Raw genomic sequence first — 23,077 nt, 5'->3', positions numbered from 1 at the left:
CGTCGCTTGGCCTTCCCAAAACACCCCGCGCCACGGGTTGCGACAAGCCGGATGGGGGGTGTTCCCGCCATAGCCGCGAGGCGGCGGTCCGCTCCAGCGGCTGGCTATGTGGCGCCGACGCTTGGAGCACCAAATGCGGTCCCGGCAGGACCGCGATCTCGACGTCCGGCCGCACCGAGCGGACCAACTCCCAGCACCGCGCTCGATCGACCCGGTCGCCGGCGGCTCGCAGGCCGAGGATCGGCGCCGGGCAGCCGTGAGCGACGTCAATTCGATTCCCGCGTTGCCGGCCGCTCCCCGGCATCGCGTGGTTCTGCGGTTGCGGGGAATGCTGATTGCACGAGATTCCACACGGCGGCGGCCATCCGGCAATGACCCGTTTGCGTCAAGTGAATTGTATCAACTGTCGAGTCATGGGCGGCAAGGACGGACAGAAATATCCGCTTGGGCGCCAGGGCGACGGCGTGTTTCCGAGCGAGCGAGCGCTGAATTCGCCCGTATTCGTTCCGGAACGGCGGAAGCGGCAATTCAAACAGGATTACCTGACGGCCCGGCGCCGAGACGTACGCGAGAAGCGCATCCAGATCGCGTGAGAATTGGGCTGACGAGGCGTCGCCCAGCAAGTCGTTTCCGCCGATTTCGAGGATCACCACCGGGGATGCGATGTGCTGCGACTTGGCCCGTTTGAGCGCCGAAGCGACAGTTTCCCCCGGGTGCGAGATGTCCTGGACGTTCAGGTTGCGCTGTTTGGCAAGCAGGGTCGGCCAGCGAACTGATTTGTCGCTCGCCCCCATGCCCGCGGTGACGGAATCGCCGATGACGGTCATCGATCGCGAAGAAGCGGGAAGTAACGCAGGGGCGATGTGGTACGGAAGTTCGATTGCGGCGGCAATGCCCCAAACGACGATGACGGATGCTCGCATCCAACGGCGCCAGTTCTCCGGGCGTGCGCCGCTGAGCCAGGCAAGCGTGACGACAACGGCGATTCCGTAGTGCCAGTACGGAATTGCGGTGGATGAGATTGCGATCGCGATGGCGCCGACCAAGACGGCCAAGACCGCGAGTCGCTTCGTGACGTGCGTCGATCGAGTCGACGCGAGCGCGCCGACGACGATGAACGCGGCGCCGCTGAAGAAAGCGTGGCCGCTCGCAATGTGGTAGACGAGCCAGTTCATCGAGGCGCCATCTGCCGCCGAACGACAAAACTCAGCGACCCGGCGCACGGGACGCACCGATTGCCATCGCGACGCTTCCGCTTGGTTCGCTGCAGCGCATGGTTTGGCTATTGGTAAACATCTCGAACCTCAAATTCCAAACCGTCCGTCCACTTGGCAACCAGATTGTATAGAGCCGCCGCGATGACGCCGCCTACAAAGCCGCCCAGGGCATACAATACTGGAAAGATTACGACAAAAACATTAGGCGCCCTGTCAGGATTATCGCTGAATACAATTGCAATCAGAAGAAATGGCAAGAAAGTCAAAGCGAGGAGTCCATAAAGAGCGCCCAGAACGATTCCGGTTCGAAGAGGAGAGATGTGTATCAGTTGTTTCTTCATGGCGGTTGTGACCTGGAACGTGTAAGTGGTTGAACGTGCTATTGGACAGGAACTTCTTCAGCATGCCGGCCTCAAACGACCAGACAGGAGCCGCCCGCCGGAGGGCCAAGCATGGCCCGAGTGTATCGCTCGGCGCATGGGGCGACAACCATTTCCCGCCCGGCGAGTCGCCTGAACTGCCCAAGACACCCCGCGCCACGGGTTGCGACAAGCCGGATGGGGGGTGTTCCCGCCATAGCCTCGAGACGGCGCTCCGCTCCAGCGGCTGGCTATGTGGCGCCGCCTGTCGGCCCGGACCGCGGGCCCTTCAACTCGGCGTAGACGTACTCGACGACTTCCATGAACATCAGCGGCCAGGCGAACGGGCCGTTGATGAGGTGACCAACCTGGAATCCCGACTCGGATCGTCGCCCGTGGCGCGCGACTGCGACCAGACTTCGTAGAGTGCGTAGGCGAGACCGACGGCAACGCCCGCCGTTCAGGCTAGGTCCGCTACAGCGCCGGGCGAGGCGACGACGGCGTAGACGCACATCGCTTTTCCGCTCGGCCTGACCGTGTCTCGCTCACGCTTCATGCCGACCTTCAACGCAACCTGCGCCGAAGCCGCGTGCGCCGGGTCGATCAGCGACACGAGCCGCGCAAGTCGCAAGGCGCCAAAGCCGTAATCTCGAATCGCCGCCGCAGCCTCGGTCGCGTAGCCGCGTCCCCAATAAGCGGCGGCAAGGACATAGACCAACTCCGTTTCGTCACGACCGTCCACGGTCTTGGGCAACAAGCCGCACTGCCCCGCGACCGCTCCCGAGCTTCTCTCCACGACGGGCCAGAGGCCCCAGCGGTCTGGCGGCGCATCCAAGTCGCGCCGGAACGAGGCGCAAACCTCTTCAAAAACTCGCGGCCCTCCCAGGAACCGTGTCGCTTGGTCATCGGCCCAGATCGAAGCGAGCACGGAGACGTCCGGTTCGGTCAGCAACCGAATCGTAAGCCGGTCCGTCTCGGCAATGACGCGCGCTGCTTCCATACGGTGGACCGCCGCCTGACGCTTATGATGACCGAGTGCGAGGGGAAAACTCTGCCATTAGGAAACGGCTGATCGAGCACTTCAGTTCATCGATTTGTTCGTCGGCTAGCGGCGCCAACACGCTCGCCATTCCAGCCGACGTTGTACCAGTATACTATCGCGCGTCAGCATTGCAGGAAACCAAGTCGCTTCAGAATTGAATCCGATCAACCCGTTGGGACTTTCGCTCAGATTTCGGGCGATCAGGATTCAGAATCACTACGATGCCATCCACCTCGGTGTCGCCAAAGAAAATAATGCATCGTCCATCCGGAAGGTTGTAGGCTTTGTTTGGCTTGGAGTAAGCCATCTCCGAAGGTGAAAGGCCGCGGTTGGACATCAACACAACGGCATCGTGCATTTTCATTCCGGTGGAAATCGTCGTCGTTTGTGAGCAACCCACGAAGAGCAGTACGCCAAGTACGAGCCAAACCAGCGTTTTCGTCTTGATCATGAATACCTCACCGCCGAACGACCCAACCCAGCAGCCGGCGGGGGCCGAGTGCGCTACGAATCCGGGAAAGTCGTCATGCCCCCGCCGTCTGCTGCAGCGCCTGGTTCGGCGTGCCTTTACTGCTGCGAGTCTCGCAGCCGGTCGCGAGCCGCGGCCAGCAACGCCGCGTAGTCGGGGCGGAACGGCTCGATCAGTTGCCGCTCGAAAAGGCACTGCAAGTTCCAGAGCGCCCGTTGCTCCGCTTGGTCCACGACGCTGAGCGTGTCGGTGTCGGAGTACCGGAATGCGAACTCGAACAGTACGAGCGCCTCGTCGGCTGTCAGCTCCAGTCGCACCGCCTCGCCCACACGCAGGCCCTCCGCCGCCTAACGCCCAAGCTCATTGCCCGCCTTCAAGTGGGCGGATGATGCGCAGTATAACCGCTGCGGCGGAGTCACGCCAAACCGGCCGTTGGGCCGGCGGGTCAACCGCAGCGCCTTGTTAGGCGTTTATCTGCTCAGCACGAGAAAGCTGCTTCTGGTAGATGCTGTGCAGCATCCGAAACCCGCGAAGCTGCCCGTACATGCGCCACACAGTAAAGTACAGCAAGCTGAGAAAGCCAAGGACGACAAACAAGCGACGATCAGCGATCAAGCCGTAAACGAATAAAGCGATGCTGGGGAGGACAAGTTCGCACCCCCAACCCACGAGCCGGGAACGCACCGAAGTCGGCAGTTTACGCAGATCATCCAGGAAACGCCTTTCTCCCGTTGTCAATTCCGGCTCGTTCATTGTGCGATCCCCTGCCGCTGCCGCCTGACGAAAAATCTCAGTTGCCCGCCCGCAAGCGAGGGTATGCCGCAATATAGCCGGTGCGGAAGAGAAGTGCCAAACCGGCCGTTTTCTGGGCGCGTCAACGGCAGCGACTTGTCAGGCGGCCGCCTCTGTGAATGATCAAGGTCGAAACGACGGACGCCAGTATCAGGCGACAACTGCTTGATTCCGGAACGGCCGACACGCGTTGGGCCTCGACAATCACGAGCGGGTCGGCGTCGGAGCCGAACGACGGGCCGAAATGCAGGACCGTGTCATATGCGGCACGCCACCCGCCAATGTCCGCGATCGTATGCAGATTGACCGTGCCGACAAACTCCGCAGGAAAATCGATTTGCCATCGCCAGAAATTCTCGCTCAACGGATTCACGCTTTCTGCGGGGTCCAGAAAGACGCGCAAGGGATCCGTGAAGGGAGAAACGTCCAGCCCGGCGACGTCGCCGGGCTGCATCGGCGTCCAGGCGCCCGGATTGAAAGTCGTCGTGACGACGACCGCCGGATGATCCGTGGCAAGACTGAACGCGTTGCTGTCGAGTTGGTCAAACGTCAACGGCGCGCTGGTCGACACGATCCAGCCCCAGGGCGATCCCGCCCCGCCAACGCCGGGCTGCGTGCGGATCTGAACTTCGCTCGGCACGATCAGATCAAAGGGGGCCGAACGGCAAACGCCCGCGGCGACAAACAGGACGACGCTGCACGTTGCGATGCGAATCATGAGCTAACCCCAGTCTCAGAGGAGGCGAAAAAAAAGGATCCCTCATCGCTAGGGGCCGAAACGCCACGAGTTTGTCACGCGACCCCTGGCCGCCGAACGAATTGAGTTCACCCGCCGCCCGCGTCGCGCACCAACTGCCAGGACGTCGTGTCGGTCGGGTGCAACGACTTGTTAGGCCCCGTCCGGCCGCCAAGCCGCAAACACGGCGAATCCGAACCGCTTGAAAAAACAGTCGCCTCGTTCGTACCCCGCCTCCGCCAGCCAGCGCAACTGCTCTTCAACCGTCGCGTAGACGTCAATCCGCATCCGCTCCTCCGCGCCGGACCATTCGGCGTCGTCCGAACCCAGAAACTGGGCCAGAGCCTTATGCATCTCCCGGTAAACTCGGTCGTGCCACAGGCTCGGTCCCGCAACCTGATCGGCGTTGACGAACACGCCGCCCGGCGCCAGCACGGAAAAAGCTTTGCCGAAGAGATCTCGCTTCTGGGCATCCTCAAGGTGGTGGATGCTTAGCGCCGAGATCACCGCGTCGAACGGCCCCGGCGGAAGAACATCCTGCAGCGGCCCGACGAAGATGTGCGGCTGATGTGCAGCCAGCCGGAGGCGGGCCATGTCCAACATCGACGCCGACGCGTCGTGCAGAGTCAACCGCGGCGTCGTCGCCCGACGGGCAACCGCCTCGCTTAACAGGCCGGTTCCGGCGCCCAAATCGAGGATGCGCGGCGACACCGGCGCGGTCGAGGCGACGACAAGCGCGGCGGTGTCGTAGAACGCGTCGAAGTCCGGCACCAGCCGACGCCGGGCGGAATCATACGTCCTCGCGTCCCAGACTTGGGGTATCGCCATTGCAGTCCTGTCCCTCGAGGAGGCCGAACGACCGCGTTCACCGGGCCGTCGCAGCGATCGTTCCATTCAAACCACGCGCTGTCGACGGCGTTGCGTGCATCGTGCCGCTGCGTTGCGTTGGCTCGCAGTTCATCGCTCCGTGGCGCCCTTCCCCGCGAGAATCTTGTCGCGAAATTTGGCAATGCGAGAAATCCGGGTGTCGGTCTTTTTTGCCGAATTGATGTTTATCACATAGCTCTTCTTGCGGCCGGGCGTAAGACCGTGAAATGCTTCAGCAAGTTCCGGATCGGATTCCAACGCCTCCGACAACTCATCAGGCAGTTCAAGTTCGCCCTGCTGCTTGGGCGGCTTGACGCCCGCCTCGGCATAGCCCTTTGCCTCCATCAAGTAGGACGCAATCACGGGCTTCATCGTCACGACTTGGGCGTTCGTCGTAAAGCGGATCATGTCGGGATGCCGGGTATTCGGCCCCTGCTTTTCCAGGATGCCGTCGGGGTCCTTCATCAGCGCGGCGTTGAAGAAACTGAGACGAAAGTCGTGCCGAAAGGCGCCAAAAATGACCAGATTGCGATCCTCGTGCATGTAGCACGGATGGCCCCACTTGACGGTCTCGACGAGCCCCGAATCAAGGCAAATTTTGCGGAGCTCAGCGAGACCGCCGCTCCATTGCCGTGTTGAACAATCGGGCGTGGCAAATCGTTCGCAACGGCCGCAACCTTTCGAAAAATAATCCTCGATGTCGGTAATCATGGCACGACCCGCACTCAACGCGAAGCGACAGAATGACCCAAGCTCAGCGACCCGGCGCACGGGACGCAACGATGGCAACCGCGCCGCTCATGCCGGGTTCGCTGCAGCGCCTGGCGAGGCGACGGGTGCCGGGATTGCCGCCGTTATTTGTCGGTGCAGTTGCCGTCCGTCGCTCCCGAACCGACCATCGCATCCCAGCGTTTCTGCATTTCTGCGGGCGAGACTTTTTCAATCTCATGCTGAAGCAACCATTTGTGGCCAAAGGGGTCGCTGATCACAGCGCAGCGGAAGCCGTAGAACATATCGGCTGGCGGCCTCTCGACAGTCGCGCCAGCGGCACTTGCACGTTCCACGGCGTCGTCGGCGTTCTGCACCATGAGGCAGAGGTCCACGGCGGAGCCGCCAAGGGTCAGCGGCGATTTGTTGCCCCAGGCTGGATTCTCGTCGGCGAGCATGAGGTGGCTGCCGTTGATCATGATTTCGGCGTGGCCGACGCCTCCGGTGCTCGCATCGGTGAGCCGGTAGAGCTCAGTCGCGCCAAACGCATCCTGGTAAAACTGGATGGCTTTGCTTGCGTCCTTCACAGTGAGGTAAGGACTCATGGGCGGATAATTGAGGGGCGGCGTGTTCATATTGCAGCTTGTCGCGGCTTTGGTTTTCGATGGGAGTAAGGAGTAAAACGAGTCGCCTGACGAAAAATCACAGTTGCCCGCCCGCAAGCGAGCGGTATGCCGACAATATAGCCGGTGCGGAAGAGAATCGCCAAATCGCCCGTTCTCTGGGCGCGTCGGCGGCCGCGCCTGGTCAGGCGGTTGCAGTCAATAGACGAGCAGGGCCAGCGCTGCGAACGCCGAGCCCAGCGCCAATAACTCGCAGTCCGCCTGCCGCACCTTCGGGCTGGCGACCACCTTGAGCATGGCGAGCCGGTGCGTCTTCCACCGGAACGCATGATCAAGCGCCACGGCCGACAGAAGAATCAGGAATCCAAGGACGATCCATCCCCAAGGACGATAGTGAAAGACGGCGGCATAGACGGCGACGGCAGTCAGCGCGAGGACAAGGGCCGGTGCGACCAACAGCCTAGGCGGCAGAGACTCCGTGGCATACTGCCGCTGCCGCACGGCGTAAAACCGCCGCGGCGCCGCCAACGCGATGGCCGCCTTGGCCAATAACGCCGCCGCAATCAGCAAACTCAAAACCTTGAACCACACGTGATAAATCGCCCTTGTCCCTCCCCCCTTGTCCCTCCCCAAGGCCGCAGCGCAGGCCAGGTGAATTCGTTCTTAGCCCTGCCACGGAACCGGCGTATCGCTCCATCTACCATCGACACTGTTTGCACTGGTTTGGCTGCAGTAGATCGGCAAGCCGCGGGGACTGAAACAGATCACTTGCCGACCACTCTCTCGAACGAGGTTGGCGATCTCCACTCGCTTTTGCTGAACTAGGTCGCCGTAGTCGGTCGTCCCCCACGAGGCCACGACGAAGTCGCATTCGCACAACTTGGCTTGAACATGCTCGGTATTTGCAGCGGTACACGGTTCCTTGGCGTCCCTCAGCTTCTTGGGGTCTCCCCCGCGCAGATCGCAGCAGTTGACCAGGATGTAGCTGCCGCAGGCGAACTCGCCCTTCAGCTTGCGCAGATGGCGAGTGAGAAACCCTGTCATGCCGTCGTCATTTTCCTCGGTCGCCGTGTTGGGATTGATACCAATCACCAGCGCAACGCGGCCCGTTGGATTCCAGGTCCGAGAGAGCCAGTGACGATGTACCGTGTCACCCCGCGGAAATGCGTCGCCGATGATGCCGGGCGGCAGTGCCATGGTCGTGCTCCGAAAACGAGACGATGCTTGGGGAAACCGGATCGATGGGGGTGGAAAAGGGGACAGGTCCATTTCCTCCACTCCATCTTCCACTTCCTCAACCCGTGCGGGGCGGGGGAATGTTCGAAAAGCCGCCGTCGCCTGTCCGCTGTGTTAATCTGGACCTGTCCCCTTTTCCCTCCCCCGGGCTGGCGACCACCTTGAGCACGGGCGATGTCGGTCGCGGAAACCAATCATGCCCCGCCGTCGGCTGCAGCGCCAGGTTCGGCGTGCTGCCGCAGCCCGACCACCTGCACGACGGAGGCGACGCCAGTGTGGTACGTCCCCTCGCGAACCTCTCGGTCCAGTTCGCGGGCGTGAACGAACTCCAGCCCGGCCAACTCCTCGCGCAATCCGGCCAGCGTCAGCAGCATGTCCCGATCCTGAGGGCCGCCGGTGCCGCGTTCGATCTGATTCGGGGTGTACGCCTCGAGAATGAGGATGCCTCCCGGCCTCAGACCCCGAACGATCGCTGCGTAGAGGGGAAGCCGGATTCGCCGGGGAAGGTGGCAAAAGATCGACACGATGCCGGCCCAGGCCCCCGGCTCAATGAGATATCCGGCAAGGTCCGCGCAGACCGTCTCGATCGCCAGCCCGCGCTCAGCAGCCAGCCGCCGCGCCTTGGCAAGCCCGACCTCCGACTGATCGACCGCGACCACTCGGCGCCCGAGTCCGGCGAGGTACGCCGCGTTGCGGCCCTCCCCCTCGCCGAGGGTCAACACGGAACCGGCCGGAATCCGATTCGCAGTTGAAACCAAGAACTGGTTCGGCTCGGTTCCGTAGGCAAAACCAGGCTGAGAATATCGTTCGTTCCACATTGCGACCCCGCTGACTTCTGTCGCCGCACGCTATAGCTCAGCCCCCGGGGCCGCCTCAGGCGACGTTGAACCCGGAGGAGCCGGAATGGCGGCCCCGGTCGGCTGCAGCGGCTTATTCGGCATTGTGATTGCTGGACGCGGCGCGAACCGGACCAACTCTCTGCCGCTGGCGACGCCCAACTCGTGCAGGGCGGCGACCATGGCGCGAATGTCATAGCCGTGAGACGCCGCGAAGGTTTCGCGGGCCGCTCGAACCTCGCGCACGATTTCGTCTTCGATCACGGCGATTCCTCCGGAACTGGCAACTCGGGCGGCGTACAGATCAAGGGAGGCTCGCATCCGATCGCCCGGCATGTCGCCTCGATGCGCGGGCGAAGAATGACGTTTGCCATGTGGGTGCAATTCCACGTCAGCAGATGGTCCGAACATAACCGCGGTGCAGGGGCAACGCCCAAACCGGCCGTTGGGCCGGCGGGTCTACGGCCGCGCCTTGTCAGGCGTCCCTGATCTCGATCGTAGACAATTGCTTTTCGTAGATGCTGTGCAGCATCCGAAACCCGCGAAGCTGCCCGTACATGCGCCACACAGTAAAGTACAGCAAGCTGAGAAAGCCAAGGACGACAAACAAGCGACGATCAGCGATCAAGCCGTAAACGAATAAAGCGATGCTGGGGACAAGTTCGCACCCCCAACCCACGAGCCGGGAACGCACCGAAGTCGGCAGTCTACGCAGATCTTCCAGGAAACGCCTTTCGCCCGGCGTCAATTCCGGCTCGTTCATCGTGCGATCCCCTGCCGCTGCCGCCTGACGAAAAATCTCAGTGGCCCGCCCTCATGCGAGCGGTATGCCGGCAGTATAGCCGGTGCGGAAGAGAATCGCCAAATCGCTCGTTTTCTGGGCGCGTCGGCGGCAGCGACGTGTTACCCGGCATTGTCGAAATTCAACAACACTGCAGTCGGCTGAAGATCGACTACCGACCGGTAAGTTGCGCTGTCGCGTATGAATTTCTCGAAATAGTCGACTGCTTGTGGCTTTGGCTTGGAACACCATTTGTTTCCCGATGAGATGGCTTGCAGCTCGGACGTTGGCGAAAACTGACACGTCAAGGAAAGCTGCCAGATATTTTCATCGTCACTATCCTCGCCCACAATGAACTGGCGAGTTAAGTCGATCTCAAAAAGTCCCTCCGAACCGGTCACTCCCCATTGATACAGCAGCATGTCGCCGTCGTTGTCGATGGAACAACCTTCGCAGCGTTGGTTCCGGTAGAAATCCAGCATCAGACGAACGCCCCGCTCAACGCCCAGCGATTCGACGGAGTGACCGCCGCTGGCAAGTAATTGTTCGAATGACAGCTTGGCTTGTTGAACATTCATGATGGCTAACGTCCAAGATTACCTGCCGGGGCGGCATCAGCGGGTTAAGCGTCGCGAAAAGCCGACATGCCGCCCTGGTCAGGGGCAGCGTGTGGTTCGACGCAGAGCGAGCGCGGAGACGACAAGCTCGCGGAGTTCGTCCGGGAGTCGGCCTATTTGCCAAGCGCGTTCCGCTTCGCCGTCGCCGCCGGCCTTGCGGACCGCCTTCACCCCGTAGATGGCCGCCCCCAAGCTATGATCGGCCGCGTGGGCCGTTGCTACGGCATGCCCGGCGGCCCGCGCCGCCTCGGTCGCCGCCGTGTTTGTCGCCGCGCGGGCCGCCGCGTGCGCCGCGACGGCGGCCTTCATCGCGACGCCGACCGCCGCCTCGCCTCGGCCCCACGCCCGACCGGTCTCGACCGCGAGCCGCGGCCGGTCGTTGGAGCGGCACGACTCGAACAGGGGCAGCACATGCTCTGCACAGTCGGCCGCCCACGCAGCCAGAAGCCGGTGCTTGTTCACGTCCAAAGGACCGCCCCGATGCAACGCAACAAACCGTCGATCCCGCATACCGACCTCCTGCCGCCGGACGAAAGAGCTAAGCCTGCCCAAGTGGCATGGCGCCAAGCACAGTCTGGCAGATATGAACCGCGTACCGCGAGATCGAGCCTACTGGCCTGTCGTTGGCGCTAAGCTTGAGCGAGGGATTAGGATTCCACCGCCTCATTCGGAGAAACCTCATTGTCTTTGAGCGTTGCACCGTTCTTTAGCTTCCACTCAACTCTCCCGTTAGCGCTGCGTCCCAGGACGACTGCAGCGGCTAGAGAAGGACTGCTAAAGAGGATGTCCTTGGTGAGTGTATTCTCGACGACCGATCCGTCGGCGACGATGCTCTCGCGCTTGCGTTTGATTGCGAATGGAGTGGAGGGCACATCGGAAGTGGCGATTGTTGAGCCCTTTAGGACAACGAAGCCTTCGCTGGTTGGAAGACCCTTGGCACTAGCGCCTCGCGGTGCTTGGATATGGTATGTCTCACTTCGCTCGGTCTTCTTCTTGGTGATTAGTGGCTCGAAGAACTTAAATCCGAGAGTACCCACCATGACGCGTAGGTTATCTGCGAACTCCAGCATTACGGCCTGTTCGGCTTCAGAGATCGCGGGACGGTTTGGAGTGTTGCTATTAAACAAGGCATATCGTCCTGCTTCGGTCGCGTCCTTGTGCAGGGTGTACTCAAGGTACTTGATGTGAGCCTTGTTAAGGTTTTCGTCCTTCGATACGAATGCCAGAGCTTCGGACCAGAACTCCTTCTCTTGGTGTTGGGTGATACGTTTATAGACCTCTTCTGCCTCACCTATGTAAAGGGTTGGTTGATCCGAGTTCGGATCGTGTCCAACCAAGAAGTAGACGCCTGCTTTCTTCAAGTCGTCCCGCGCGGCAACGGTCTTGAGAAGAGTGCGCGGAATCTTGTATCCCTTGCCCGTCCAGTTAAAGAGTTCGCAAGCGATAACGCCATCGACAGTGCCGTCGATGAGAAAGAAGGAGATTGACTTCCCGGAGGCCATGAGTGTTCCTAGTGAAGCCTAACAGGAATTCTACGGCGCAGCGCCGTAGAGTGCCGAACAGGAAGGTGGGGTGTGGTACGCAGACGTCTATCACATGCCTGCCGCCGCTCAGCTTCGCTCCACGGCGTGACTCCTGTTAGGGCAACATCCTATCGCCGACCAGACGCCCCCGCAATCTTTTTAGCGAAGTCGGCGCTGCAACGTAGAGCGTGCCGAGATCGGGGAAGGCGGCAGCGCCCCTGATTGCCCCTAACGCCTGTCTCACTGCTGCAAATCATGGGGTAATACCGCTAATACCGCGAAGCGTCGTCGCCCCGTCTACCCGCCCGGCGAGTTCGGCAAAGTCCCCGCTTTCTTCTAGAAAATGGGCCAGCGCGTCGCGTAGAACGAAGCGTTGACGCCGCGAATCGACGCCCCCCGGCGGCAGCGCGGCCCGCGGCGACGACCGGGGCGATGAATGTGGCGATGAATGTGGCGATCACAGCCGCGACGACGGCGACAGGCCCGGGGGTTTTGCAACTCCCCCGCGAGTTTTGCTGGCAAAATTCCGGCCCGGTTCGGGGCGAGTCGCGCGGAAGTCGTTGCCGGCAAACGGGTTGGCGCGCGGCCCCCGCGCCGCCGCCCGGAGTTTTGCACAAAGCAGTGCGTGAATATTGCTCGCGAGCAAAAATGCCGAGCCGTCCGCGCGCGGGCGAGGCGCCTACGCGTCCCGCGGCGTGAACAGCGTGGCGAGCGGCACCAGCGGCGTGTCGGCCGTGGCGAGCTCGTCGACCCACCCGGCCAGCCCCAACGGGTCGCTCGGGTCGGCGGCGCGCAGCTTGGCGAGCACCTCGAGCGCCAGCTCCCGCTTTCCCAATTCGCGCAGGCACCACGCCAGTCCGCGACCGCAATCGAAGAACGCCCGGTTTGCGGGATGGAGCGCCGGCATGGGGTGCGGCTCGCCGGCCCGGCGCCATGCCCGTTCGCCCAGTTGAAACCCGAACCCGAAGTGACCGCGGCCCAGTTCCACGTCGCCGTCGGTCTCGACCGCCAGCTTGCCGAGCAGAAAATGGGCCTCGATCATCTCGCCGCACCCCGACAGCAGCCACCGCAGTTCGTCGACGGCGACGTCGATCTCGCCGGCGTCGAGCATCGCGCGGACCTCCTCGAGGTCGTCGGCCCGTTCGCGGACCCCCGCCGGGTGGGACAGCAGCCAGCCGCGGCCGTCGGCCGACCGCTTGAGCGTCACCCCGCCGCGCGCTCCCCCGCTGCGCGCTCCGCCGCCGCGACGACGGCCGCCGGAGTTGGGTTTGCGCGGGGGGCGATTCGACATGGGGGATCAAGAGAACCGGGGACGGCGAGAAACGACCGACACACGCAGCCGCGTCCGCCCACGGTAGTCGCCCCGCCCTCGCTCGTCCAGCGTCGCCGCCGGTCGGTCGCGACCCATGTGCGCCCCGGTGCGAGTCGCTTTCGCACCGAACGGATTGCCGGGCCAGTGCAACGGGACGAGCGGGGAGCTGGGTTGCGATCCCATTTGCAAATTGACGGGCGGCTGGGGTCGAACGAAGCGAGCCCCCAGCGGATTCTCTGGGGGCTCCGCTGCGCTGCGACCCCAGGCGCCCCTGCCATGGGCGCAGATGGGATCACGAGCGATGAGCCGGGTCGAATTCAAACTTCCGGGGCGGTCGCGTATGTTGAGGGTTCGGCCCCGCTCCCCCCTGCACCGCCATCGCCGCGCTTGCCATGAGCATGATCGTCATCACGTGCGCCCGATGCGGGGGGGCCTCGCAGGTCGACGAGGCTCATCTGGGACAGATGGTGCGCTGCCCGCGGTGCGGCGAGGCGACCCCGGCCGCGGCGCCCGCGTCGGCGCCCGTTTCATCGCCCATTTCGTCGTCGACGCCGGCGCCCGGCGAATCGCCCGGCGGGGCCGCGCCGTCGTCCGCGGCGCCCTCCCCTGCCCCGCCGCCGTCGCTGACGCGCAGCGAACGACAAGCCCTGCGCCGCCGCCGACACGTGATCGTCGCCGTGCTGTGCGCCGCGGGGCTCGCCTTGGCCGCGGCTGTGCTGTTGCGAATCGGCTGAGGGGCGCAGGCGAGTTTAAGAGAACTTTGCCTACGTCCGAGACCGGGTCCATGCCGCCGGGTCGACGAACGCCAGCGTTCCCGCGGCCATCGCCAGACAGAACAGGACCGATCCGGTCGTCACGGCCAACAGCGGCCAGACGATCGTCGCCGCGGCCAAGACCAGCGGGCGCGTCAGCGGTCGCCAGACCAGCAGCGGCAGCGCGACGAAGTACGCCGTGACCAAGTGACTCGCCAAGGCGACCGGCTTGGGGTGATCGTTCAGCCACGCCAAGTCGACCAGCGCTCCCCCGGGCCGCGCGGCGGCCAGCCACAGCCCCTCGCCGCTGAACCAGACGCCGTCCTTGGCCGCGAACATCGCCATGGCCATCAGCGCGTGGACCGCGGCGACGTGAACCTGAATCAGCCGCACCGCGACGGTGTTGGCCGCCGCGGGGACGGGCGCCGGTTGCGCCCCGAGCCGCGCCGCCAACGAGAAATCGTCGCCCGCTCGGCCGACGCAGACGTAGGCCAGCAGAAACGCGAGCACCGCCTCGAACTCGCCGGTGGTCATCGGCGCCCGATGCGAGAAGGACAAGGTCAGCACGAGCGTGGCGCCGGCAGCCCAGCGGCCGCCGATCCCCGCGGCCAGCGCGGCGGCAGCGGCGATCCCCAGACCGTACACGACCCACAGCCCGCCGCCGGAGACGTAGTCGAGCAACGACCACTGTTCGGGGTAGAACTCGCGGACGACCGGCAGGGGGAGCATTCCCTCGGGGCCGAACCAGCGCGCGAGGTCCGGGCCGTAGGAGGCGATCCCGACGAGGGCGAGCAGCCCGACGGCGGCCCGCACGCGACCCAAGGTCGCGGCGGTCGTCGGTTCGAACCAGAAGCGGTTCCACGCCTCGCCCGCCGCCGAGTTCAGCCGCTCGAAGTATCCCGTAACGGCTTGATTCATGGCGCGACCTCGTCGCTGGGTTCGTCGCCGGTCGCTTCGTCGGCAGAGTGGGGAGGCGTGTCCTGCTGGGCGTCGTCGTCGCCGGCGCGGGGCGGATTGGGCGCCGGGGCGGTGCGGGCCGGGGCGATCGCCTTGGCCGTCAGGAGTCGCGGTTGGCGACGGCTCGCTTCGTAATGTCCCGACCACGGGTTCCAGACGAGATCGACGTCGATCGCCTCGTCTTCGGCTGCAGTCGCCTGGCCCGCAGCGCCGCTCCCTTCGGTCGCCTTGGCGGCGCCGGCCCGCTGAGCCTCCGGCGCCGCGCCCCACCGCGGGGCGCCCTGACGCGGGCACGACAGCACGAGCGACTCCTGCGGCAGGTCAAGCTCCCGGGTCCACTGTTCCGTGATCGCCAGCGGGATCATCGTCCGCAAGTCGGAGTTCTCGGCGAACGCCTTGTCGAACTCCGCGACGTGATAAGCAAGCCGCTGATAGCGTTGTCGGCGCGGCCCCGGGCCCATGTCGGCCGGGGGGAGGACCGCCAGCGGTTCGGCGGCGCCGGGCTCGCGCAACTCAAGCCGATGGGCCGCGTGCTGCGGTTCGGTCCCCGCGAGATCGAAATCGTAGCCGACGTCCATCCCCAACAGTTTGAGGTATCGGGGCGCCAGGGGGATCTTTCGCAGGGCGTACCCGACCCGCGAGACGCCGCCCCCCGCGTTCGAGACGATCGTCAGGGCAAGGCAAAACAGGTGGAGAACGATGGCCACGGTCGCCGCGGTGCGCCATGCCGGAGGAGACGGCAGGAGTGGTTGCTTGGCGGCGCGAGCGGACATGCGGGTCAGTCAGTCGAGTGGAAGCGGCCGAGATCGCTTCAGAGTAGGCCGCGTTGGGGGCGTCATCAACCGCCCGCGACGAACATGCCGCCGCGACGAAGCGAGCGCACGAAAAAACCGGACCCCGCACAGACGGGGTCCGGTTTCGTATCCAATACTCCGACACGACCCACTTAGGTGGTCGAGTCGCCCTCGGGGGCGGTGGGAGCAGCGGGAGCGGCTTCCTCGGTCGGGGCGGCGGCAGCGGCTTCGCAAGCGCTGCAACCTTCAACCGGGGCGGCGCAACCGCAAGTCGCGGCTTCGCAACCGCAGGCCGGAGCGGCCTCGGCGCAACCGCACGCCGGAGCGGCTTCGCAACCGCACGACGGCGCCGGAGCACAGCAAGGCTGGGGCTCGGGGCAGCAGACCGGCGCCGGGGCGCAGCAGGTCGGCTCAGGAGCACAGCAGTCGGCCTTGTGGCACTTGCGGGCCTTCAGGCGGGCGAACAGGCCCTGACGGCCGCCGCACTTCTCTTCGCAGCAAGTCGGCGGGGCCGGCTCGCAGCAAGCGGGCTTGCAGCACTTGTTCTTGAACAAGCCAGCTTGCACTTCTTGGTCCTCGCCGCAGAGGGCGAACCCGACAGCCACGGCCAACGCCGCAACGGTCAACAACACAGAACGATTCATCTCTTTTCCTCCCACTATGAAAGCGGAATACAGGAAACTGGCAGTGCCAGCCGCCGGACTGGAATTTCCCGGCCCGCCGCGGCGGAGACAGCGGATGGGGCTTACGATCGGGGTCGAAGACGCACTGACAAGCATATGTCCCGCCACGGGGGCGGGACGCAGAACCACAGAAACTTTGGTCGCCGCAGAGGTCGAAGCGGCAGGGCGGGACCCGCTGCGCGGGGATCTGTGGTCTGGGTCAATTTTGCCGATCAGCGAATCTATGCAGGCAGGGTAACGCGCTGCCTAAGAGTGTCAAGGGGCCCGACCTGACGCCGGGGAGAAAGCACCCACGATGCGGGGCGACACGAGCGGCCGGCTCGGCCGTCCGACCGGCCCAGAAACGCCTGCGGACAGGCCTTCGAGGAGTCCGGTATTACGCTCTAAGCCCAGATCTCAAAGCGAGTTGCGACAGCGCCTAGAACTCCGGGTCCCCTCTGCCGCCTCTGCGCCGTGCGCAGTCGACCTGGTCCCGGTGCGTCGCCGCAGGCGGTCTCCTGCGAGTCGCCAGGCCGCATGGAAATCGCCCCTTTTTTGCTCGCGGTCAGCGAGTCTGGGGCTGCTGGAAGGGGTCGCGAGCGACCTGATCGCCCGGATTGGTCGGCGTCGGCGCCGTTCCACCGGGCGTTTGGGGAGCCGCTTGTTGAGCGGGTCGCTCGACGAGCTCCAGGGGATTCTCGAAGTCGATCACCAGCGGAGCTTCGTTCTCTTCAAGGTCGGCCGCCATCCCCGAGACGCGCCACTGGCCCCCCTCGAGCCGCAGGGCCCAGGCGATCATCTCCTCCGCCCGTTGGCCGTCGGCGTCGAGGTCGCTCCAGACGGTTTCGACGACCGCCTTGTCGGCGTCGACCATTTCGGCGCCGAGGATCTCGAACTGGGCGGTCTCGCTCCCCGGGGGCGAGAAGCTGAGGTCGTTCTCGGTGGTCATCTTCAAGGCCAACGGCGTCAGCATGCCGGCGGCGCGGGTCGTGTCGCCGCGCTTGACCGCGTCGAGGAACTGTTGCACGACGGCGACCGGGGCTGCGGTCGCGTCGCTCGAGGCAGTCGCGGTTGTACTGGCAGATCCGCCGCTGGCGACGGGCCCGTTGTCTCCGCTCTTGCTGCACCCCGCGACGAACATCGGCGAGCAGACGGCGCACAGGACGGCGATAGCACGAACACGCATGACAACGAACTCCCGCAAGCGGACTGGAAAGTCGACGACGTCTGCCTCCGGTTCGGCCGAAGGCAGCGGCGCGGGAGTGTGTCAAACGTCCCGAATCGGGTCAAGGCGAATGCGATCGGCCCAGATTTTGAGATTTCGGCGAAGCCCCGTGCTTTGTCGCACGGGTCGATCGCGCCCAAGAACTGAGACCCGGCGAACGCTAGCTAGCCAGCCCGTGGTCGATCGCCTGTTGCTCGCGGCGGTAGATGGCCAGTTGCGTGTCGAACGTCCCGAGGGCGATTTGCCACACGGGTGCGTTGTCGACGTACTGCTGGCAGTGCGTCACGAGCAGCCGGTACAGGAATTTGAACAGGTGCCGCGGGACGCGCAATTGGGCAAAGGCGTCGACGAGCCGCGCGTCGGTCACCTCGTCGGCGAACAGGTCGCGGAGCTTCGGAAACCGTCCCTCGGCGGCGCAGGCCGAGACCCGGGCGTCGGCCAGATCGTAGAGCGACTCGCCGGTCCACTCGAGCGAGGGGACCATGTTCTGCTTGTCGAGCCGGGCCCGTTGGTAGAAGTCGCGGTCCTCGCGTTCGACGTACTGTCCCAGCTCGATGGGGAGCAGCAGTTTGAGTCCCAGCCCCGGCTGCTTGAGGAACTTGTTGTCGAGCATCGACCAGACCAGCGCCTTCATGTTCTCCATTTTGCCGTTCATCAGGTGGGGCTCGTCGACGCGATCCACCAGGACGACGACCCCCGTGAATCCCAGCGCCCGAAGCGCCCCCTGAAACTTGTTGAACAGTTCGTAGCGGTCGTCGGTGCGGCGTTTGTTGGGGAGCGGCTGGCCGTTGATGTCGCGGCCTGCGAACTGCATGAGAACTTGCCGCAAGGGCCGGACGTCGCGGGTGACGACCCGCAGGTTCTTGGCGACTCCGTGGGCTTGGAACCACCACTTCCAGGCCTGGGCGAGCCACGGGGCCCAGCCCAGAGCGATGGCCAGCCACGGCCACACGGTCCACAGCCAGTGGTAGTTGCGGGTGTATCCGACGAATCCCAAGACCGCCGCCTTGGTCGTCAGGCCGATGCCGCGCAGCAGCCAGTTTTGCCAGGGGTGATAACGCAACTTGCGCCGCAGGCGATACCAGCGCGATTGAAAGGTCTCGGTGAGCGAGTTGTCGTAGCACGCGGCCAGCAGCAGCAGATCGCGCCGTTGGAACCGATCGAGCCGTTGCCGGGCGTCGCTGGGAAGCGCGTTCGCCGCGGGGCCGCTCGGTTGCGAGGCGCCGAGGAAGCGGTCCACGATGCTGGTGACTCCCAGCGACAGGATCGCGTCCATGTGATCCCACAACTTCCACTCGTCGAGGATTCGCGCCGCTTGGCGGCGTTTGCGGCCGCTAAGCCGATCGGCGAATCGATCGAGGAAGGGGTTGAAGTCGTCGTACTCGATGACGAACAGCCGCTCGTTGGGGTGCGCGGCGTTGTGTACTTTAATCTGCGCAGCGATCTGCAGGCGAATCGCTGTCTTGCCGGCTCCCTTCTCGCCGAACACGATCGAAGTGGCGGGAGTCGCGGGGTCGCCGTAGACCTTGTCCCAATTGGGATGGAACGTGCTCGCGCCGCACCGGCTTTGGAAGACCGGATCGGTCTGGGCGTCCTCGTCGGCGAACGGATTCGCCGCGACGCCGTGGTGGGCGAGCAAGTCGTGAAGTTTCATGGGGGGAGTCGAAAATCTTGAGGCGCGAGGCGCGAGGGGAAGGCGGGGCGCGAAGCTTGCAATTATAGGTCGCCCTCGCAGCCGGTTGAAAAAAGGGGACAGGCGCGCTCACGGAGCGCCGCTTTCAAGGAGGGTTTGGTCTTGGCTCGCGAGCCAGTCTCCCTTTTTGAGGAGGATGCTCGGGGGCGGCTCCTGGGCCCCCCCTGCTTTGCCGGTTGAATCCGCAAAATCGCCCCCCTCGCGTCGGACCGGCTCGGGGACCCCTTCCCGGAGTTGGCCGCCACGAGGGCGCGCGTTCGACGGCCTGGGAGTTCGCTACAATGCTCAGACGTCGCGGCGATCGCTCGACTGTGTTTCCTCGCGGCGTTTCCTCGCTCTGCTTCCTTGCAGCGGCTCCTCGCCCTGTCGGACCTTCGGGAACCTCGTCATGCGCGATCTCTCCACGGTTCATGGGCCGGTCGGTACGTTGTTTGCGAACTCGTTCGAGACCGCCGGTCCTGTGTTGTCGACCGAGCAGCTTGCCCAGTTCGAGCGCGACGGCTTCGTGACGAACGTGCCGCTCCTTTCGCCTGAACAGTGCGATGCGCTGTGCGCCGAGCTCGCCGAGTTCTTTCTCCCCGACCACGAAGGTCGTGAGTTGTGGTACGAGTACCACACGAACGAATCGACGACCCCGGAGACGACGCTGTTTCATGCCTTGGGGGCGTGGCGGTTGCGACCTGGGTTTCACGACTTGGTGTGGCATCGGCCGTTGGTCGAGGCGGCGCGGCAGCTCTTGGGCGGTCCGCCGCGGTTCTGGCACGACCAGCTCTTCTGCAAGCCGGCCCGGCACGGCGGCGTGGTCGCTTGGCACCAGGACTATTCCTATTGGACCCGCACCCAACCGATGCGGCACCTTACCTGCTGGTTGCCGCTGGACGACTGCGACGCCGAGAACGGTTCGATCCAGTACGTCGTCGGCAGCCATCGCTGGGATTTGCTGCCGCGGACCGAGTTGGCGGGGGACATGGAAGGGATTCGCCAGTTGCTGTCCGACGAGCAATGCCAGGCGCTCGAAAACCCGGTCGCCGTGATTGCGCGTCGCGGGGAGGCGTGTTTTCACCATCCGCTCACGGTGCACGGTTCGCCGGCCAATCGCAGCGATCGCCCGCGACGGGTGGCGGTGGTCAACTTTTTTGTTGACGGCACGTGCAGCGCATCGCCCGAGCCGCTGCTTGCGGGCGTCCCCGCCGTTTCGCCCGGCGAACCGCTCGCCGGGCCGTTCTTCCCGTTGCTCGCCTGACACGCGACTGCATGCCGGGGGGCGGGACGCGTTTCACTTTTCGAGTATGATCGCGTGAAGGGGGCGGCTTGCTGCGAAACGACCTCCGCCTTCTTTCGTCCCATGCCGAGCCTCTCGCCATGAAGATCGAACCGCGCTACGGATATTACCCCTGGTGGCCGCAAAACGGGGACGATTGGGTTCATCCCGAGGACGTCGCCCTGGCCCGGCGACTCATTCCCAGTCCGCGCGTGTTTCGTCGCGAGGGAGAGTCGGGGCCCTACGCTCGGCTCCGTTACGGCGACGTGTGCTTGCGGGTTAAGCCGACGCTGTGGCAGGAGGTCGCCAGCGAGGGGCTCGAGATGGGGGATTGGGTCGAAGTGCTTTCGCGCATGCGGGCCAACGATCCGCGCACCGGGGTGGTCTGCGAGATCCACTGGGACGACCGCGCCCGGGGCCTGCGATACCAGGTTCGCGACAACGACCGCGCGATTCCCAACTGGTTTTCGGCCGAGGATTTGCGGCCGCTGGCCCCCCCCAGCCCGCGCGAGTCGGTTCGGATCGAGCCGCCAGCCGAGGCGGACGACGACTGGCTCCTGTGACCTCGCCATGCGGCGCCGTGTTCCGAGGCGGACTTGGGGCGATTCCCCCCCGCCGGTCGATTGCCAGCAGCCAGGTGAGAATTCATTGCTCTGGCTGCAACCCGTGCTTATATTGCGGGCTGTTTGCCTGCTGGGTCGGGGGGACATGAGCTCTTCCCAGGGTTGCGTAAGTGCGCCCCGTTTCTGCACCGGAAGTTGGGTCGGCGCGGATTGGCTGTGAGCCGAGGCTGCGGCGTTTGCGTTGCGGCGGACAGAGTCATACGAACAGGCGGCGCTGCTGGCCCGTTCGCCGCGAGCCGTCGCCGCGGGCGTGTTACAAATCGCTAGGTGTTGCGCTTGCCGGATCGACGGTCGTCGCCGGCGCGCAGCGCGGCGCCGTTCCCCTGAGTGCCGTAACATGGGATCGCCCGGAACGTTTCGGCCGCTCGGGTCGCCGGACAACTTCACCAGGAATAGACGGCTATGAACGTTCGGACTTTGATTCGCGGATCGTTGCCGGGGGCGTCTTTGACGGCGACATGGTGCCTGATGGCGGCGACCGTCTGGGCGGCGCCGCGCACCTGGATTGGTCTCAACAACGACTGGGTCGACGGCGGCAGCACGGCGTTTTGGACCCCGGCCGACGAACCCGATCCCGACGACGAGGCGATCTTCAACACCTCCCACGGGGTCAATCTGGGGTCGAACAATCACGTCAACGGTCTGACGATGTCGGGGGGCATCGACCTGTCGACCAACGGCTTCGACCTGACGGTCGACGGTTTTACGCAGTTGACCGGCGCCAGCACCAACCTGTTTATCGGCGGCGTCGGGTCGGACTTGAATACGTACAACCTCACGATCGGAAGCGGCGCCGCGGTCGAGCTCTCCGGCGGCACGCTCAACGTGGCGGATCCGTCGTTCGTCGTGAACGGATCAGCGACGATCAATTCGGGAGGCCTGCTTTCGGGCAACGGCGTCGTCAATTTGGACTCGTCCTTGGTCGTGAGCACGCTGCTCAACAACAACGGCACGATCACCGCCCTGTCGCGGTCCTCGAACATCCTGCTGCCGCCGCCGGTCGGCACGCTGACGATCAACGCCGGCAACGCCAACGTACGGATCGACCTGGACGGCTCTGGGGAATCGGGGGTCGTGAACGTCAACCGCAACCAGACTCTGGCCATCAATGCGACGCTTTCCGACGCGTTCAACGGCACGATGAATATGGCCCAGAATACGGCGCTCAACATGTCGGCAGCGTGGACATTGGGAGCAGGAGGGCAGATCGTCGTCGACAACGGGATGGTGGGCGGATTTCCCGGAATCGCCGCCGGGCCGTCGACGATCGCCGGGGGAACCCTGACTCAGACAGGCGGGACGATCACGGTCGTCGATACGGATGGCGTGCTGAACATGGACTCGAATTTCACGATGAACGGCGGGTCGCTGATCAACCATGGCCGGGTCGTGTTCAACGGCGCGGCGACGATCGCCGCCGGCGCCAACTTCAGTCTCACCTCGCCGGCCGCCGGGTTCACCGTCGGCCCGAACGCCTCGCTCGCGATCAACCAGACCAACTTCGATTTCGACGGTCCCAACGGCGGCATCACGACCGTCAACGTCGAAGCCTTCGGGCAACTGGTGGTCAATTCCAACGACTACGACCTGGACGCAGGCGCCAACGGCTTCGACGGCGTGATCAACCTCAACAACGGCGACGCCACGGTTCAGACCGGCGACGCGCGCTTCGTCATGAACGGCGTGCTGAACATGTTGTCCGACATCCCCGGTCACGTCACCGTCTGGAGCGGCCAGCCGATCGACATCGGCAACGACCTGATCGGAAGCGCGCAGCTCACCGTCACGGGCACGGGCGTGTCGCGATTCGGTTCCATCGTGCGGTTCCGCTCCGACGCGGCGGTGAACGTGGCGGCCGGGGCGATTCTCGACTTTAACAACACCGTCAACTTCGAGCCGGTCGGAATCGCCAGCACGGGTCAGTTTGCAGGGGCGGGGACGATGCAGTTCAACGGCGCCGTCAACTTGAGCGAAGCGACGACGCTCAACATG

Annotated in this window: 28 protein-coding genes; 4 read left to right on the top strand and 24 right to left on the bottom strand. The window is 64.4% G+C overall.

The genetic code is table 11. The annotated features are described in order from the left end of the window. Positions 1-266 precede the first annotated feature (266 nt). From KF688_07900 to KF688_07810, 19 genes are all read right to left on the bottom strand, one after another. Positions 267-1,175 carry a hypothetical protein gene (locus tag KF688_07900; GenBank protein MBX3425585.1) on the bottom strand — a complete coding sequence of 303 codons (909 nt, stop codon included), beginning with the start codon at positions 1,173-1,175 and terminating at the stop codon, positions 267-269. A gap of 107 nt (positions 1,176-1,282) precedes the next feature. Beyond that, entirely contained in the window at positions 1,283-1,558 is a 276-nt protein-coding gene (locus KF688_07895) for a hypothetical protein (protein MBX3425584.1), read from the bottom strand. 478 nt (positions 1,559-2,036) lie between these two features. Then, positions 2,037-2,576 (bottom strand): GNAT family N-acetyltransferase, encoded by a 540-nt coding sequence (locus KF688_07890; protein MBX3425583.1) that lies wholly within the window; start codon positions 2,574-2,576, stop codon positions 2,037-2,039. Positions 2,577-2,766: 190 nt separating this feature from the next. Beyond that, positions 2,767-3,069, bottom strand: coding sequence for a hypothetical protein (locus KF688_07885; protein MBX3425582.1), 303 nt, complete (start codon positions 3,067-3,069; stop codon positions 2,767-2,769). Between the two features lie 116 nt (positions 3,070-3,185). Beyond that, the gene (locus tag KF688_07880; protein ID MBX3425581.1) at positions 3,186-3,416 is read right to left on the bottom strand and encodes a hypothetical protein; all 231 of its coding nucleotides are present in this window, start codon (positions 3,414-3,416) and stop codon (positions 3,186-3,188) included. A gap of 133 nt (positions 3,417-3,549) precedes the next feature. Further along, positions 3,550-3,840 carry a hypothetical protein gene (locus KF688_07875; protein MBX3425580.1) on the bottom strand — a complete coding sequence of 97 codons (291 nt, stop codon included), beginning with the start codon at positions 3,838-3,840 and terminating at the stop codon, positions 3,550-3,552. Positions 3,841-3,961: 121 nt separating this feature from the next. Further along, complete coding sequence (locus tag KF688_07870) at positions 3,962-4,597, bottom strand: hypothetical protein (protein MBX3425579.1); 636 nt, start codon at positions 4,595-4,597, stop codon at positions 3,962-3,964. Positions 4,598-4,768: 171 nt separating this feature from the next. After that, entirely contained in the window at positions 4,769-5,443 is a 675-nt protein-coding gene (locus KF688_07865) for a class I SAM-dependent methyltransferase (protein MBX3425578.1), read from the bottom strand. Positions 5,444-5,572: 129 nt separating this feature from the next. Next, positions 5,573-6,193, bottom strand: a complete 621-nt coding sequence (locus KF688_07860) for a YdeI/OmpD-associated family protein (GenBank protein MBX3425577.1) — start codon at positions 6,191-6,193, stop codon at positions 5,573-5,575. Positions 6,194-6,336: 143 nt separating this feature from the next. Beyond that, a complete protein-coding gene (locus tag KF688_07855) occupies positions 6,337-6,825 on the bottom strand; it encodes a VOC family protein (GenBank protein ID MBX3425576.1) in 489 nt (162 codons plus the stop codon). A gap of 186 nt (positions 6,826-7,011) precedes the next feature. Next, entirely contained in the window at positions 7,012-7,404 is a 393-nt protein-coding gene (locus tag KF688_07850; protein MBX3425575.1) for a hypothetical protein, read from the bottom strand. 72 nt (positions 7,405-7,476) lie between these two features. After that, complete coding sequence (locus KF688_07845) at positions 7,477-8,010, bottom strand: DUF1643 domain-containing protein (GenBank protein MBX3425574.1); 534 nt, start codon at positions 8,008-8,010, stop codon at positions 7,477-7,479. A gap of 233 nt (positions 8,011-8,243) precedes the next feature. Continuing rightward, positions 8,244-8,867 carry a class I SAM-dependent methyltransferase gene (locus KF688_07840; protein MBX3425573.1) on the bottom strand — a complete coding sequence of 208 codons (624 nt, stop codon included), beginning with the start codon at positions 8,865-8,867 and terminating at the stop codon, positions 8,244-8,246. Positions 8,868-8,897: 30 nt separating this feature from the next. Beyond that, positions 8,898-9,149: a hypothetical protein gene (locus KF688_07835; GenBank protein ID MBX3425572.1), complete on the bottom strand. Its 252-nt coding sequence runs from the start codon at positions 9,147-9,149 to the stop codon at positions 8,898-8,900. Between the two features lie 211 nt (positions 9,150-9,360). After that, positions 9,361-9,648 (bottom strand): hypothetical protein, encoded by a 288-nt coding sequence (locus KF688_07830; GenBank protein MBX3425571.1) that lies wholly within the window; start codon positions 9,646-9,648, stop codon positions 9,361-9,363. 140 nt (positions 9,649-9,788) lie between these two features. After that, on the bottom strand, positions 9,789-10,244 hold the full coding sequence (locus tag KF688_07825; GenBank protein ID MBX3425570.1) for a hypothetical protein: 456 nt from the start codon (positions 10,242-10,244) through the stop codon (positions 9,789-9,791). Between the two features lie 78 nt (positions 10,245-10,322). Continuing rightward, positions 10,323-10,745 (bottom strand): hypothetical protein, encoded by a 423-nt coding sequence (locus KF688_07820; protein ID MBX3425569.1) that lies wholly within the window; start codon positions 10,743-10,745, stop codon positions 10,323-10,325. 185 nt (positions 10,746-10,930) lie between these two features. Next, positions 10,931-11,785, bottom strand: coding sequence for a GIY-YIG nuclease family protein (locus KF688_07815; GenBank protein ID MBX3425568.1), 855 nt, complete (start codon positions 11,783-11,785; stop codon positions 10,931-10,933). Between the two features lie 700 nt (positions 11,786-12,485). Then, positions 12,486-13,097, bottom strand: a complete 612-nt coding sequence (locus tag KF688_07810; GenBank protein MBX3425567.1) for a hypothetical protein — start codon at positions 13,095-13,097, stop codon at positions 12,486-12,488. Positions 13,098-13,510: 413 nt separating this feature from the next. Here KF688_07810 and KF688_07805 point away from each other — a divergent pair, with 413 nt between their 5' ends. Beyond that, positions 13,511-13,852, top strand: a complete 342-nt coding sequence (locus KF688_07805; GenBank protein MBX3425566.1) for a hypothetical protein — start codon at positions 13,511-13,513, stop codon at positions 13,850-13,852. Positions 13,853-13,882: 30 nt separating this feature from the next. On the opposite strand, the gene KF688_07800 is transcribed toward KF688_07805, so the two are convergent. The 5 genes from KF688_07800 to KF688_07780 form a co-directional block, all read right to left on the bottom strand. Further along, positions 13,883-14,788, bottom strand: a complete 906-nt coding sequence (locus tag KF688_07800) for a hypothetical protein (protein ID MBX3425565.1) — start codon at positions 14,786-14,788, stop codon at positions 13,883-13,885. After that, the gene (locus KF688_07795; GenBank protein MBX3425564.1) at positions 14,785-15,600 is read right to left on the bottom strand and encodes a hypothetical protein; all 816 of its coding nucleotides are present in this window, start codon (positions 15,598-15,600) and stop codon (positions 14,785-14,787) included. Before KF688_07795 ends, KF688_07800 begins: the two co-directional genes overlap by 4 nt. 173 nt (positions 15,601-15,773) lie before the next feature. Continuing rightward, positions 15,774-16,265 carry a hypothetical protein gene (locus KF688_07790; protein ID MBX3425563.1) on the bottom strand — a complete coding sequence of 164 codons (492 nt, stop codon included), beginning with the start codon at positions 16,263-16,265 and terminating at the stop codon, positions 15,774-15,776. A gap of 583 nt (positions 16,266-16,848) precedes the next feature. After that, positions 16,849-17,469: a hypothetical protein gene (locus KF688_07785; GenBank protein ID MBX3425562.1), complete on the bottom strand. Its 621-nt coding sequence runs from the start codon at positions 17,467-17,469 to the stop codon at positions 16,849-16,851. Positions 17,470-17,668: 199 nt separating this feature from the next. Continuing rightward, positions 17,669-19,162 carry a hypothetical protein gene (locus KF688_07780; GenBank protein MBX3425561.1) on the bottom strand — a complete coding sequence of 498 codons (1,494 nt, stop codon included), beginning with the start codon at positions 19,160-19,162 and terminating at the stop codon, positions 17,669-17,671. 427 nt (positions 19,163-19,589) lie between these two features. On the opposite strand from KF688_07780, the gene KF688_07775 reads away from it, so the two are divergent. The 3 genes from KF688_07775 to KF688_07765 all read left to right on the top strand — a co-directional run. Next, positions 19,590-20,444, top strand: a complete 855-nt coding sequence (locus tag KF688_07775) for a phytanoyl-CoA dioxygenase family protein (protein MBX3425560.1) — start codon at positions 19,590-19,592, stop codon at positions 20,442-20,444. Positions 20,445-20,563: 119 nt separating this feature from the next. Continuing rightward, complete coding sequence (locus tag KF688_07770; protein ID MBX3425559.1) at positions 20,564-21,025, top strand: hypothetical protein; 462 nt, start codon at positions 20,564-20,566, stop codon at positions 21,023-21,025. Between the two features lie 462 nt (positions 21,026-21,487). Further along, a partial coding sequence (locus KF688_07765) for a hypothetical protein (GenBank protein MBX3425558.1) occupies positions 21,488-23,077 on the top strand: 1,590 nt, incomplete at its 3' end.

The sequence above is a fragment of the Pirellulales bacterium genome, from assembly GCA_019636345.1.
In the GTDB taxonomy this organism is placed as follows: Bacteria; Planctomycetota; Planctomycetia; order Pirellulales; family Lacipirellulaceae.
The sequence above is the reverse complement of the archived record's forward strand: the minus strand, read 5'-3'. Positions and strand labels throughout refer to the sequence as shown.

Bases quoted from the DNA above. Each gene is read 5' to 3' on its own strand.
- KF688_07805 (MBX3425566.1), top strand. From the start codon at position 13,511: ATGAGCATGATCGTCATCACGTGCGCCCGATGCGGGGGGGCCTCGCAG.
- KF688_07800 (MBX3425565.1), bottom strand. From the start codon at position 14,788: ATGAATCAAGCCGTTACGGGATACTTCGAGCGGCTGAACTCGGCGGCG.
- KF688_07810 (MBX3425567.1), bottom strand. From the start codon at position 13,097: ATGTCGAATCGCCCCCCGCGCAAACCCAACTCCGGCGGCCGTCGTCGC.
- KF688_07875 (MBX3425580.1), bottom strand. From the start codon at position 3,840: ATGAACGAGCCGGAATTGACAACGGGAGAAAGGCGTTTCCTGGATGAT.
- KF688_07900 (MBX3425585.1), bottom strand. From the start codon at position 1,175: ATGAACTGGCTCGTCTACCACATTGCGAGCGGCCACGCTTTCTTCAGC.
- KF688_07855 (MBX3425576.1), bottom strand. From the start codon at position 6,825: ATGAACACGCCGCCCCTCAATTATCCGCCCATGAGTCCTTACCTCACT.
- KF688_07825 (MBX3425570.1), bottom strand. From the start codon at position 10,244: ATGAATGTTCAACAAGCCAAGCTGTCATTCGAACAATTACTTGCCAGC.
- KF688_07775 (MBX3425560.1), top strand. From the start codon at position 19,590: ATGCGCGATCTCTCCACGGTTCATGGGCCGGTCGGTACGTTGTTTGCG.
- KF688_07780 (MBX3425561.1), bottom strand. From the start codon at position 19,162: ATGAAACTTCACGACTTGCTCGCCCACCACGGCGTCGCGGCGAATCCG.
- KF688_07790 (MBX3425563.1), bottom strand. From the start codon at position 16,265: ATGAATCGTTCTGTGTTGTTGACCGTTGCGGCGTTGGCCGTGGCTGTC.
- KF688_07770 (MBX3425559.1), top strand. From the start codon at position 20,564: ATGAAGATCGAACCGCGCTACGGATATTACCCCTGGTGGCCGCAAAAC.
- KF688_07890 (MBX3425583.1), bottom strand. From the start codon at position 2,576: ATGGAAGCAGCGCGCGTCATTGCCGAGACGGACCGGCTTACGATTCGG.
- KF688_07895 (MBX3425584.1), bottom strand. From the start codon at position 1,558: ATGAAGAAACAACTGATACACATCTCTCCTCTTCGAACCGGAATCGTT.
- KF688_07865 (MBX3425578.1), bottom strand. From the start codon at position 5,443: ATGGCGATACCCCAAGTCTGGGACGCGAGGACGTATGATTCCGCCCGG.
- KF688_07860 (MBX3425577.1), bottom strand. From the start codon at position 6,193: ATGATTACCGACATCGAGGATTATTTTTCGAAAGGTTGCGGCCGTTGC.
- KF688_07795 (MBX3425564.1), bottom strand. From the start codon at position 15,600: ATGTCCGCTCGCGCCGCCAAGCAACCACTCCTGCCGTCTCCTCCGGCA.
- KF688_07815 (MBX3425568.1), bottom strand. From the start codon at position 11,785: ATGGCCTCCGGGAAGTCAATCTCCTTCTTTCTCATCGACGGCACTGTC.
- KF688_07830 (MBX3425571.1), bottom strand. From the start codon at position 9,648: ATGAACGAGCCGGAATTGACGCCGGGCGAAAGGCGTTTCCTGGAAGAT.
- KF688_07870 (MBX3425579.1), bottom strand. From the start codon at position 4,597: ATGATTCGCATCGCAACGTGCAGCGTCGTCCTGTTTGTCGCCGCGGGC.
- KF688_07840 (MBX3425573.1), bottom strand. From the start codon at position 8,867: ATGTGGAACGAACGATATTCTCAGCCTGGTTTTGCCTACGGAACCGAG.
- KF688_07785 (MBX3425562.1), bottom strand. From the start codon at position 17,469: ATGCGTGTTCGTGCTATCGCCGTCCTGTGCGCCGTCTGCTCGCCGATG.
- KF688_07845 (MBX3425574.1), bottom strand. From the start codon at position 8,010: ATGGCACTGCCGCCCGGCATCATCGGCGACGCATTTCCGCGGGGTGAC.
- KF688_07885 (MBX3425582.1), bottom strand. From the start codon at position 3,069: ATGATCAAGACGAAAACGCTGGTTTGGCTCGTACTTGGCGTACTGCTC.